General features: G+C 44.2%; 11 protein-coding genes and 1 tRNA gene. 2 read left to right on the forward strand and 10 right to left on the reverse strand.

All coding sequences use genetic code 11. The features are described 5' to 3' along the window. The first annotated feature begins 82 nt into the window (after positions 1 to 82). Both AUJ82_00520 and AUJ82_00525 read left to right on the forward strand, forming a co-directional pair. Positions 83 to 898: a hypothetical protein gene (locus tag AUJ82_00520; protein OIO60885.1), complete on the forward strand. Its 816-nt coding sequence runs from the start codon at positions 83 to 85 to the stop codon at positions 896 to 898. A 335-nt stretch (positions 899 to 1,233) separates the two neighbouring features. Continuing rightward, positions 1,234 to 3,984: a hypothetical protein gene (locus tag AUJ82_00525; protein ID OIO60886.1), complete on the forward strand. Its 2,751-nt coding sequence runs from the start codon at positions 1,234 to 1,236 to the stop codon at positions 3,982 to 3,984. Here the strand turns inward: AUJ82_00525 and AUJ82_00530 are convergent. From AUJ82_00530 to AUJ82_00575, 10 genes are all read right to left on the reverse strand, one after another. Further along, entirely contained in the window at positions 3,981 to 5,234 is a 1,254-nt protein-coding gene (locus AUJ82_00530; GenBank protein OIO60887.1) for a dicarboxylate/amino acid:cation symporter, read from the reverse strand. The genes AUJ82_00525 and AUJ82_00530 overlap by 4 nt on opposite strands. Before the next feature lie 304 nt (positions 5,235 to 5,538). Next, entirely contained in the window at positions 5,539 to 5,763 is a 225-nt protein-coding gene (locus AUJ82_00535) for a hypothetical protein (protein OIO60888.1), read from the reverse strand. 164 nt (positions 5,764 to 5,927) lie between these two features. Continuing rightward, entirely contained in the window at positions 5,928 to 6,395 is a 468-nt protein-coding gene (locus AUJ82_00540) for a hypothetical protein (GenBank protein ID OIO60889.1), read from the reverse strand. Next, positions 6,388 to 6,813 (reverse strand): hypothetical protein, encoded by a 426-nt coding sequence (locus AUJ82_00545; GenBank protein OIO60890.1) that lies wholly within the window; start codon positions 6,811 to 6,813, stop codon positions 6,388 to 6,390. Before AUJ82_00545 ends, AUJ82_00540 begins: the two co-directional genes overlap by 8 nt. A gap of 96 nt (positions 6,814 to 6,909) precedes the next feature. Next, complete coding sequence (locus AUJ82_00550) at positions 6,910 to 9,015, reverse strand: hypothetical protein (GenBank protein OIO60891.1); 2,106 nt, start codon at positions 9,013 to 9,015, stop codon at positions 6,910 to 6,912. A gap of 93 nt (positions 9,016 to 9,108) precedes the next feature. After that, a complete protein-coding gene (locus tag AUJ82_00555) occupies positions 9,109 to 9,705 on the reverse strand; it encodes a hypothetical protein (GenBank protein OIO60892.1) in 597 nt (198 codons plus the stop codon). Positions 9,706 to 9,778: 73 nt separating this feature from the next. Beyond that, positions 9,779 to 10,369, reverse strand: a complete 591-nt coding sequence (locus AUJ82_00560; protein ID OIO60893.1) for a DNA-3-methyladenine glycosylase — start codon at positions 10,367 to 10,369, stop codon at positions 9,779 to 9,781. 355 nt (positions 10,370 to 10,724) lie between these two features. Next, complete coding sequence (locus AUJ82_00565; protein OIO60894.1) at positions 10,725 to 10,961, reverse strand: excinuclease ABC subunit C; 237 nt, start codon at positions 10,959 to 10,961, stop codon at positions 10,725 to 10,727. A gap of 269 nt (positions 10,962 to 11,230) precedes the next feature. Next, a tRNA-Ser gene (locus AUJ82_00570) sits at positions 11,231 to 11,318 on the reverse strand. A gap of 144 nt (positions 11,319 to 11,462) precedes the next feature. Continuing rightward, positions 11,463 to 12,002, reverse strand: a complete 540-nt coding sequence (locus AUJ82_00575; GenBank protein OIO60895.1) for a hypothetical protein — start codon at positions 12,000 to 12,002, stop codon at positions 11,463 to 11,465. Positions 12,003 to 12,009 lie beyond the last annotated feature (7 nt).

Consider the following 12,009-nt stretch of genomic DNA (forward strand, 5'->3'; position numbering starts at 1 on the left):
AGCGATCGTTTCTCGCAAGAAAAGAATTAATAAAAGCGACTATTGACTAATTTGCGAAAAAATAGACGATATAAATTTTGTCATGAACCTAAATTCACTTAATTCAAGTCCTAAAAAGAATAGTAATTTTAATAACGAGGTGAAAAGGCTCGATTCTCAGGGAAGCTCTACAACGGAAACGTTGACAGTAAAAACCTACACGAAAGATGTAAATGATCCTAACGGTGCCGGAAAATTCCTTATGGAAAGAAAGCCTGAGTATTTCGGTAGTGTTGAAAAGAAGGGATGGGAAATATTCAGTGAGGATGAGGTTAGCGAAATAATCGCAAAGATCGTAAAAAAGGTAGCGAAAGACAGCGCTAACATTAAAGGCAGCACGACTGCATCAGATATTAGTCTGGAGAAACTGAAGAAGGTTTATGCCAAAGAGTATTTAAGCCATTTCTTGGCAAGAGCTGGCTATTTGCCTCAAGTTATTTCGGTTCTATATGAAATGGAGTACACAGCTGACCAAATCTTTACCCTTCTTTCCGAAAAGGACTCGGGTGGCGACACTCCGTTTTATTGGACGGCTAGTAAAGGCAATTTACATAAGGTGATCGATTCCTCAAAGAAGGCCGGATTAACAACTGAACAAATCACTACCCTTCTTTCTCTAAAGGATCCGGATGGCTGCATCCCCCTTCATAGGGCAACGATGAAAGGCACTTTAAATAAGGTGATAGATTCCTTGGCCGGATTCACAACTGAGCAAATCACTACCCTTCTTTCCATAAGGGACTCGGGTGACTGCACCCCGCTTCGCCGGGCGGAGAAGAACAGCTGCTTAGGCTGGTCGGAATATTTATTGAAGTCGTACGGCTTAACGAGTGAAGACATTAAGCAATTGAAGAGCTAAACGAAGTGAGTGATGTTCGGCCGAGGCAAGGTTAGGTTGCTTTGGTGTTGTTGTGACTAAAAACAGTTAAGACTCTCAGGGCTAACGACACCCCCATCCCTGAGAGTAGACTTGCGCTGTGAAAGAAGCATCTCATGGGGATACCTGCGTTACCGATGGCGGCGACGGTGGCAGTAAGCATCCATAAAAGCATGTTTTGGAGGGTGAATTTGGTTAATTATTAAGTATAATTAATACCAAAAGATTGAAAAAATAAAAAAATAGATATACAATTAGTCATGAATCCGAAATCAATTAAATCAAAGCCAATAAAATATAGTAATTTCAAGAATGAGATGGGAAAACTCGGTTTTCAGGGGATTTCTAAAGAAGGAATGTTAAAGATAAAAACATTCAAGGAATATGTTAATAGTAATGTATTTAGAAGGGTCAAAAATTTTACAGGGATTGGCAAATCGATTAAGGAGCGAAAAACGGATTATCTCAAGGAATTTTTAAAGCAGGAGTCGGGAATATTCGGCACGGATACGGTTGGAAAAGAATTCAAACAATTTGCGAAAAAGGTAGCGAGCAACAGCATTATAATTAAAGACGGCAAGATTGTATCAGATATTACCCCTGATAAACTGTGGGATGCTTTATACATTGACTACGGCGCAAAGCATTTAGGCATTTCTGAAAAAGATTTTATAACACTAAAGGCCAAAGCATTAGGCTCTTCTCCTAGTGAGGAGGATGAATGGGAAGCGGTAACAATAAGCGAAGAGGGCTTAATGTTGATGATTGATACGGCCGAAGGTTGTGAACTAGGTAAAGATCTCGGTATTGCGTGCCTAAAAGCTTATTTAGCCTCAGACATTAAGAACAAAAGTACTACCGGATTTTCAAGTTATTTATCATCTAACGTAAAGGAGCTTTCGGTTGACTTAGTATCAATCGCCAAGGACATAGAATCAGGTAAGGACGTAAATATTAATGATTTTTACGAGCTGCTGGTGCATTTGGATGGGGAATCTGGGGCTGGCATAGGTAAAGAGGTTTTGCACAAACCGTTTATCGAGTATTTTAGCAATATTAACGCACTGAAACACCCTGATGTTCAGGGCAACAATCCTCTTCACTGGGCTGCTAAACTTGGTTCACAGGAAGCTTTTATAGCATTTCTGAAAATATTGGATGAAGCAGGGGATCGATCACTCCTCGACCAGGTAAATCATTTTAACGAAACACCTTGGGATGTTGTCCTAAAATCGGACGATTTGGAATTTATTGAGAACCTTCTTCTCTATGAAGGCATTAATAAAGATTCTTCGATTTTTAAAAATCTTAAAAAGCGCTTTGAGAATGAAATCACGAGACACAAGGACAATGCCGATTTTGTTTCCGGTTATATTGAGATGCGTAAAGTGCAGAACGGGGATCGGGATGCGTACAACAAATTACTGGAAAGCACATACAAAGACTGGGCAGCCAATAAGATAAAAGAAGATACGTCCATTGATGGTTTTATTAAGAGCTTCCAATACTTTGTTATTTATAGTTACGATGAAGCGAGCCGCGATGAGCTTAATGAGGCGAGCGGTAAAACAGAGTTAGGATCGCATATTAAAAAGGCACTTAATGACTCTAAATATAAAGTTAAAAATGAAAAACTTGACCGGTTCCTCAATCACATAAGGAAGGGGTATGCAGACTGGAGTATCTACAAACAGAAGCTTATTTCCGAAGAAGGGCAGACTTCATTTGAGGTATTCATGAGAAGTAAATCTTACGCAAAGCTATTGATCAAGATGCTATCGTTCGGGGATCTTTCTCTTATTCACGAGCTGGGTGAAGCAAGTAATAGACTGACTATCAGAGATTTATTAAGCTACTCAGACACTGATAAAGCGTTGGTGAATGACGTTATCAAAATGATCTTTGCGCGAAAAGACGCCTATTCGATTTTGACTTCCTTCGGGTATAAAACTGAAGAGATTATCACGCTCGCAAAGGAAAATGTGCACGCATTAGCAGAGGCTGGCTATTTGCCTCAAGTTATTACAGTTTTACATGAATGTGGATGCGATGCTGGCGAAATCGCGACCTTCGTGTCTACTAAGGACAGTCATGACAGAATCCCAATTCATAATGCGGCGGAGAAAGGCAATTTAGACGAGGTGATCGACTCCTTAAAAGCAGCAGGATTCGAATCTGATGGAATCATTACCCTTCTTTCTATCAAGCACGATAATGGCAAAGCCCCTCTGCATTGGGCGGCTAGCAACAGCAATGTCGACAAGGTGATTCTTTCCTTAAATGCTGCAGAATGCAAGGCTGATGAAATTCTTAAGCTCATGTCTATCAAGGACAATCATAGCAAAACCCCTCTGCATTGGGCGGCTAGCAACGGCAATTTAGACAAGGTTATCCTTTCCTTAAGCAAGTTCAAATTCACAAAAAAACAAATCATTGAATTCGTGTCTGCAACGGCCGCAAGTTACACAACACCGCTTCATTTAGCGGCGGAGAAAGGCAATTTAGACACGATAATCGATGCCTTAAATGCGGCAGGATGCAAAGATGATGAAATCGCTCATCTCATATCTATCCAGGACATTTTTGGCAGAACCTCGCTTCATTTTGCGACCCTTAATGATAATATAGGCGAAGTTATAGCTTCCTTAAAGACCGCAGGATGCACACCTAACCAAATCATTAGGTGCATGTCTATCAAAGATAAAAGCCGCAATCAAAGAACCTCGTTTCATCTAGCGGCCGCGAGAGGCAATTTAGACAAGGTTATCGATTCTTTAATGACGGACGGATTGGCTCAATCAATGACTTACTACATGCTTGACACGGACAAATCTGTTAACACCTCGTTTCATCTAGCGGCCGCGAGAGGCAATTTAGACAAGGTGATCGATTCCTTAAGCAAGGCTAATTTCACAAAAAACCAAATCACTAAATTCATGTCTGCAATGAACGAAAGCTACAGAACACCATTTCGTGTGGCGGCCGAGAATGGCAATTCAGACAAGGTGATCGATTCCTTAAAGAATGCGGGATTAGCAGATGACGAAATCAAACTATTGAACAGTTAGGCCTCTTGAAGCACGGGGATGGATTCGTCCGCGGTTTTCATTTTTTCATCTACGACTTTGGTGACGCAGGCGTCTGACCAGACATTGAGGGACGTTTCAATCATATCAATGATGGTGTAGAATGGGAGGATGAGCCCCAAGAGCGCGAGCGGAACCCCCATACCGGAGAGAAGGCTTGCGCTGAGGAAGAAACAGCCCATGGGGATGCCTGCGTTACCGATGGCGGCGACGGTGGCAATAAGCGTCCATAGCAGCATGGTTGGGAGGGCGACCTCGATGCCATTGCTTTGCATGAGGTAGATGACTGTTGTGAAAATGAACGCCGCGCAACCATTCATGTTAATGGTGGTGCAAAGCGGGAGGACGAAACGACTGACGGACGGGCTAACGTTCAAGTTTTTCTCTGCCGCATCAATCGTGACGGGAAGGGTACCGGTGGATGATTTTGAAAAGAAAGCCATTGAGAGAGCCGGAAGCATACCCTTCATCGCACGGATCGGAGAAATTTTATTCCACCAGAGCCAGGCGGGCAGAATAATAAGCCCCTGTACCAGGTTTGCCAATACAACAACCGTCAAGTAAGTGCCGATGCCACTGAGGTCTGAGCCCTGTGAGAGCTGAACCGTACTGGCTGTTATGAACCCGTAGAGCGCAAATGGGATAACAGCAATGACCCATTTTGTTAATACCAAATAGACACCATGGAGGCCCTTGAAGAAGTTAATGAGCGTGGTTTTGCTATTGGTATCCGGCAATTTGAGGATGGCAACACCGATCGCGATCGCCATGAACAGAACACTCATCACCTGATGGTGCAAGAAAGGTTCCAGGAGATTTGTAGGAATGAGCTTACTGATGTGTTTGACGTAGGAAACCGTATGCGCGTGCTCCATAGGCTCTGCCAAGCCAGTGAGATTTGGCGAACTGGGGCTTAAGAGGAGGTATAAACCGCATGCGACAAGGGCCGCGATGATGGTTGTACCAAACGTATAAGACAGGATCTTTCGACTCATTTTTCCCATAGCGCCCGCATTACTGTAGTTCGTGATCGTAACGATCAGAGAGAGCGCGATCAGCGGGAGACTGAGGAATTTGAAGATGTTGACAAAAATTTCTGAAACGGCGAGACCGATATTCTGTAACCACTCGATGCCGGAGAGGCCGCTGTAGATACCCAGTAAGATAGCCACAGTATAGATGGCGGCGGTTTGCCAAAGTTTAGGTTTTGATTTTGCGTGTTGTGTGCACATGGTATGAATTTATTGCGATAAAAGTTAATAGATTTTGAATTTCCTAGTATGTTCTTCAGGAAATGGATGTATGTTAAATACAGGTATGGGTATAGGAAAAGGAGTCGTCTAGGGACGACAACCCATGCCACAGGCAGCAAATGATGCACAAACGATCGCGCCAGCTCTAAAAAAGCTGCGTAATGCGGAATCGGATGTGTTACTGTTTAAGACCATTTGCGTAATAATTATCCACAATGCTAGGAGAAATGAAGCGGGAGGTCAAGTGATTAATCACCCAACAAGCCGAGAGGCAAGTTAAATGCTAGTTAGCCAATTTTTTATAAACAGAATCATAGATAGACAAACTGTTATGAAAAGCTTTCATGACATGAGGGCGTGGGCTGCTGCTGCGTGCTCGCTCCAAGTATTCTTTAACCGCTTCATTTATCACATCCTGAAGCTTTCTCCCTTGTGATTTCGCAAGTTCTTTAATTTCCTTTAGAACCGCTGCTTCGAGCTGAGATGAATATTTGACAGGATTTTTCATATCAATATCAATTTCAATTTCATATAAAATCAGTATTAATGTAAACTCAGAAAAAGAACCCGCTTTTCAGCTTGAAGACGTAAACTGAAAAAGACAACCGAAACGGAGCCTTGAATTTCAGTATAGCGCCTTAAACTGAAAAGCATAACGACCTGGATGCCCTTCTATTTAGGGGATAATACCAAACGATTTAGCAGCTTAAGCAAGGCTTGAGAATCTGCTTTTGACAAAGTATTAAAGAACCGCGCATCGACTGCCTCTACGATAGGAATGAGCTTTTGAGCGAGTGCCCTACCCTTTTTGGTGAGAGAGACGGATTTGGCACGGGTATCCTCTTTATTTTCAGAACGCTTTATGAGCGCTAGATCTGAGAGCTTGCGAAGGGACTTGGAGACAGTCATTTTATCGAGGCGAGAGAGACGTGCGATCGTGACTTGCGTGGGGGGTTCGTTATGCTCCTCAAACCAGCGGGAGACTGCGAGGATTACGAATTGGGCGTGCGAGATGTCAAAAGGGTCGAGGGCGACTTTGATGTGACGCTGCCAGGTAACTGTTGTTTGCCAGAGGAGGAATCCGGGACTCTCTTCTGGGGCATCGAAACCGAAAGCGGATTCTTGGGACTTTTTAGACATGTTGGGATGTGGCGAGATTGGCGAGGTTTTCCGTCTGCTGCGGAAGCTCCTTTACGATATTTCTGGCGACCAGGAAGATCCAAAGATACTTGAGCGGGCCTGTAACCTTGATGGACGTTGTCAATTTTAGCCCATTGGGAGTGCGCTCCATCTCATGCATACCGAAGAGACGGGCTCCGAAGAACTTGCAAGAATCCGTATATCTTTTCATTTCAACAACCTCGACCAACTTAAGGGAAACCTCGGGAGCTCCTTTGGGCTTGAATACAAAATGGCTACCCACCGCAAAGGAGTCTGACATTTTGGCATATTCGATATCGGTATCCCATTTGTGCCAGTTATTGACATCCTGCCAGAGCGGCCAGATGTCCTCGGGATTAAGATGCTTAAATGTTTTTGTATAAGAGCGAATCCACATGATGTTATGAGTGATGGTGTTTATTTAGTAAACATAATTACTGTATATGAGTTTACTATATTACGTCAAACAAATTTTTGCGCTCAGTGGGGATCTTTAGAACACGAGTGCTAGCCCGATGCCGAATTTGTCTTCGGAATCATAGTTAGCGGAAGCGTAGATGAGCTTGGTGAGCTCGAGGTTGAGGGTGAACGTGTATTCCTTGTCGGTATTCCAGACCCACTGGAAGGCAAGCCTGTCTGTTAACTGTAATTCGCTACCGAGCTGGAGACGGAAGTGGCCATTATTATCGACGCGCAACTGGGCATTGACGAGAAGCGGTAACATGTATTCAAGACCGATGAGACCGACATTTGTGTATTCATCATCCTCGCGCTTAAAATCACCACCCGCGTAGACTGCGAAAAGACGGGTGAAGTAGCGACGAAAAGCGGGCTCGAACTCGTAGTTCTTCTTATAATTGTGGCGCGCCTCGAACAAGACATTGTTATCATTGTTCATGAACATCGTGTTCGCAGCCGCAAAATTGGTGTAAACGGCGACATTTGAGGCATTATACCATTCCCCTCCGTGCTCTCGTTTTGCTTTACGGGAGTGCTCACCGATGGACGGATCAATATAACTCCCCTCGTAATGGATAAGACCCGCCATTGCGGTTTTCATGTGGTAGAGGTTGTGGCAATGGAATATCCAATCCTTGTCCTCATTCGCCTCGAATTCGATTGTGACGGTTTCGAAAGGTTCTACGTTGACGGTGTGCTTTAGAGGGCTGCGCGCGCCATGTTTATTAATAACGCGAAAGAAGTGGCCATGGATGTGAATAGGATGCTTCATCATCGTTTCATTCGTGATGATAAAAACTACGTTTTCGCCACGTTTAATGAGTATCTTATCCGATTCATTCATGGGCTTACCATTAATACCCCAGGTGAAACGTTCCATGGAGCCGGTTAGGTTTATCGGAATGGTTCTTGTCGGGTTGTCTACTGGAAGGGTTGTATCTGAAAGCGACTGAATGGGTTGGTAATTATTGAGATATTTGACGAGGGAAATGTCTTCTGCGGGCCTTGCCTGATGGGAATGATGGATGGGTGAGTGATCGCTCGTGGACGGCGCATCATCCATGCCTGACCCGTGATTCATGTTTCCCATGTGGTTCATGTCCCCACCATGCGACATGTCCATGAGCACAAGATTTGGCATGGGAATGCTGGGCGCAGGCACAAGTTCCCCGTCTCCAAACGTAGCGATTGCGTAACCGGTACCATCCTCTGAAGACGCCCTGAATTCGTACTGCTTATTATCGGGGATCGTGACAACGACATCATAGGTTTCCGCAATAGCGATGCGAATTTTGTCTGCAAGAAACGGTTGAACATTGAGCCCATCGGCGGCAACCACCTTCATGGGACCACCGGAGTATTGAAGAATAAAATACGAAGAAGCGCCGGCGTTAATAACGCGCAGAAGAACGCGAGTACCCGATTTAGCGCGCGAGAGGTGTTGCGCGTGATTGCCGTTAATCAAAAAAGCATCATAACCGATGTCGGTAAGATCCATAGGAGCCATTTGCATGAGTGCGTTTTTGAACCTTATCTTAACGGCCTCGGGACCATTCTGAAGAACCTTGAGCCAAGATTGCACATAGCCCTTTTTACGCGCATAGTAATCTGCGTCTATCTTCAAGTGCTTGAGGACATCATCCGGCCGTTCATTTGTCCAATCCGAGAGGACGAGTATGTATTCTTCATCATAATCCCGTTCAACTGATTCCTTGGGATCAAGAACAATCGGGCCGTACACGCCACTTTGTTCCTGAAGGCCGGAATGGGAGTGGTACCAGTATGTACCACTTTGTTTAACAAGAAATTCATATTGATAAAATTCGCCCGGTTTTATGGGAGGAAATGTGACATACGGAACGCCATCCATATCATTTGGAACCAAGAGCCCATGCCAGTGAATCGAGGTATCCTCATTTAAAGCGTTTGTTACCTTAATACGAAGCAAGTCTCCCTCAGTTGCTCTGATTAAAGGGCCAGGAATGGTGCCATTAACACTCATGGCCTGAACCTCCTTTCCGGCAAAATTGACGGTGAGCGGTTGGATGGTGAGTTCGTAGTTGACCGTTTTTGCGTGTGATAAAGACAAAAGCAGTACCGATGCGAAGATGGCAATGAAGCGGGGTAAAAAAGTTCTCATTCTTGGGCGGGGAGAGCGCATTAATGAGTGATACTACCCCATAACATTTTCGCTAGGCAAGCTGTATGTGAGCTGGAATAAGCAAGCTATGCCCTACCACTTTACGCCGAAGTCTTCTAGCCCTTCAGTATCGAAACGGACATAGCAGCGACCCATGCGAAGTTCGGTGGCATTAGGGACACTGGTGACTCCGGGTGATTTGGCTTCGAGCTCGAAGCCGAGGCTTTCGGCGACTGTGATGCTTCTGGTGTTTTCTTCATCGCAGAGGATAGAGAGTTTCTTGAAGCCGATTTCCTTAAAAGCGTATTGGATGATGGCCGTTACGGCTTCCCGAATGTAGCCCTTGCCTTGATGATCGAGGTGAATGTAGTAACCCAGTTCTGCGGATGGAATGGCCCAATTGGGGTTATTATAACCAACAACGCCTAGGAGTTCATCCTCAAGGAAGAAAGGGAAACAGAAAGTTTTTCTAAGAATGTATTCGCTGTAAAATTCGCGCGCGGTATGCTCTACATCGGTCCATGAGCTGACCCCTTCAATCCAATTGAACCATTTACCGTATTCTTCCCTTGAGTGTTCGAGCAATGCATATAGCTGCTTGCCATCGCCAGGCATTAAGGGGCGGATGGTGAGCCGATTTGTAGTGATCGGCATGGGAAGGTCTAGTAAAATTGGATCTTGGATACTCATTATTAATTAAATAGGAAAAAAGATACTGTAATTATGGATGAAAATGGAGTTAAAAGCAATTAGGATTTTATCCTTAATGGCCATGCCGCCAGCATTCTTGCACATGATCGTTGACCAAGCCTACAGCCTGCATGTAGGCGTAGATGATGGTTGAGCCGACAAATGTCATGCCGCGTTTCTTGAGGTCTTTGGAGATCGCATCACTTTCAGGGGTAGCAGTCGGCGCATCTGATAAGCATTTCCAGTGGTTGACTATGGGTTTATTATCAACAAAACGCCAAAGGTAGTTTGAGAAACTGCCAAATTCCTTTTGGATCGCTATAAAAGCTTGGGCGTTTTTGCGTGTGGCGTAAATTTTAAGACGGTTTCGGATAATGGCGGGATTATCGCGTAAGGCCTCGAGTTGCTCATCTGTCATTTGGGCAACTTTTTGAACATTAAAGTTGTGAAAGGCATTGCGATAGCCTTCGCGCTTTTTGAGAACGGTTTCCCAGCTGAGGCCGGCTTGGGCACCTTCGAGGATGAGCATTTCGAATAAATGTTTATCATCGTGAACAGGGATACCCCATTCGTTGTCGTGGTAGTCTGCGTAAAAGGCTTGGTTGGGTTTGTTGCCGAAGCAACGCTTTTTGCCGTCTGGGCTTGTAGGCAACTTAAGATTCATATCAATTTTCCTTATAACTTTTTACTGAAAATATCGACGTTTTGCACAAGTGGCCAAAGTAAGTTCTCCTCTATTCTGGTTTTTAGTGTAGTAAAGGCCTCATATGAAGGCAAGGTTGATTAAGTGCTTCAATAGCATTGATATCTTTTTAAAATAGGTCAATCCCTTGGGCCATATCAGTTTCAATAAGGCCAGGATAAACACCGAATACGGGAACGTGATGTGAGTGCCTGATCAGTTCCATTCTAATACCTTGCGTAACCACTCGCCAACTACCGTCATTTCGATAGGTAATTTTTTCGTTTTTCCGTATTGCGGAGGTTAGACAGACAGGCCAGCGGACACTCCTGGCTTTTTATAGAAAGCGTTTTTTCGCGAATGCTCTACCGGACCCAAGTTTGAAGTATTTCTCTAAGGACATGGCTTTTTCTCTTGTTTCTACTGCTATGTAGCTTTTGAGTTTTGCGGGGAGAAGGGCTGCGGTTGCGGGGACTCTTTTATCGTTGTGAGCTGTGACGCGTTGTTTGAGGTTATTGCTGAAGCCGATGTAAATGGAGTTGTTTGAGAGTTCTAAAAAATAAACGTACCACATTTTGAGGGGAGTTGTTGGGGTCTTTGTGTGTGTGGGGGGGCTTTATTTGTTTTTTTGGCCTTTGGGATTTTTTTTATTCAGGCCGTAGAGCCTGCCTGCGCTCGTGAGGTTTGATGTTGGGGTTCTTTTTTTGGGCCTTTTATTGTTTTTTTTGGCTTTTGGGATTTTTTTATTCAGGCCGTAGGGCCTGCCTGCGCCAAGGCTTCGGCAGACACTCTTAGCGACTCATCTCGTTACGGGCGGAACGCCCGTATCTCGAAGCGCTAAGGTGGCGGAGAGGGAGGGATTCGAACCCTCGGTACCGTGAGGTACACAGCATTTCCAATGCTGCACTATCGGCCGCTCTGTCACCTCTCCAAGATTTAAGTATTCGAATGTAATTCATTAAATGCGTTGGGTCAATGGCAAAAAATGGTCCGTAGGGAATTGAAGCTCCTTTCGTTGTAAAATAAAAAAGGGCAACCTCTGATTGAAGCTGCCCTTGTGTTTAAATAATTTTGTTTATTCGTGCCTGACGTGAAGCCTTCCAAGGTCAGGAGTCCAAGAACCAAGATCTATTTTTGTCAGATTTTTATTGTCATCAAAGCGCAATATTATTTTGCCGTTGGCGCCCACCTCATGTGGGGCTCCTTTCTCAGGAACATTCAGAATGGTTTTATCATTTTCCTGCATGAATTTACCCGAGGTAATTTCTTTGTTTATCTCAGCGATCGAGTAACCTTCGGGAATGGAGGGCACGATTCTCCAACGCGGAACATATATCTGCCCCTTAATGATAATTCTATCAATATCAATTTTGCGATCTATTGAGACAGGTCCACCTAATGTAATATTTCTTACGATCGGCGCACCTGATTTTGGTATAAATGTAATCTGTAAATCTTTAGATGAAATGTTTGGAAAGAAAAAAGGAGACCACCCCCCCCAGACATGGAAGTCTACGGTAAAGTTTTCTTTTACGTGAAAGGCGTAACCCCTATCCGCTAGTACCCCTACGAATAACCCCAATGCAAATAATGTTAATATTAATCTCTTCATCATAATGTTT

The organism is Verrucomicrobia bacterium CG1_02_43_26, assembly GCA_001872735.1.
GTDB lineage: Bacteria > Verrucomicrobiota > Verrucomicrobiia > Opitutales > CG1-02-43-26 > CG1-02-43-26.

What these genes read in the sequence shown, in the direction of transcription:
- AUJ82_00520 (OIO60885.1), top strand. Translation starts at nt 83, where the DNA reads ATGAACCTAAATTCACTTAATTCAAGTCCTAAAAAGAATAGTAATTTT.
- AUJ82_00525 (OIO60886.1), top strand. Translation starts at nt 1,234, where the DNA reads ATGGGAAAACTCGGTTTTCAGGGGATTTCTAAAGAAGGAATGTTAAAG.
- AUJ82_00530 (OIO60887.1), bottom strand. Translation starts at nt 5,234, where the DNA reads ATGTGCACACAACACGCAAAATCAAAACCTAAACTTTGGCAAACCGCC.
- AUJ82_00535 (OIO60888.1), bottom strand. Translation starts at nt 5,763, where the DNA reads ATGAAAAATCCTGTCAAATATTCATCTCAGCTCGAAGCAGCGGTTCTA.
- AUJ82_00540 (OIO60889.1), bottom strand. Translation starts at nt 6,395, where the DNA reads ATGTCTAAAAAGTCCCAAGAATCCGCTTTCGGTTTCGATGCCCCAGAA.
- AUJ82_00545 (OIO60890.1), bottom strand. Translation starts at nt 6,813, where the DNA reads ATGTGGATTCGCTCTTATACAAAAACATTTAAGCATCTTAATCCCGAG.
- AUJ82_00550 (OIO60891.1), bottom strand. Translation starts at nt 9,015, where the DNA reads ATGAGAACTTTTTTACCCCGCTTCATTGCCATCTTCGCATCGGTACTG.
- AUJ82_00555 (OIO60892.1), bottom strand. Translation starts at nt 9,705, where the DNA reads ATGAGTATCCAAGATCCAATTTTACTAGACCTTCCCATGCCGATCACT.
- AUJ82_00560 (OIO60893.1), bottom strand. Translation starts at nt 10,369, where the DNA reads ATGAATCTTAAGTTGCCTACAAGCCCAGACGGCAAAAAGCGTTGCTTC.
- AUJ82_00565 (OIO60894.1), bottom strand. Translation starts at nt 10,961, where the DNA reads ATGTGGTACGTTTATTTTTTAGAACTCTCAAACAACTCCATTTACATC.
- AUJ82_00575 (OIO60895.1), bottom strand. Translation starts at nt 12,002, where the DNA reads ATGATGAAGAGATTAATATTAACATTATTTGCATTGGGGTTATTCGTA.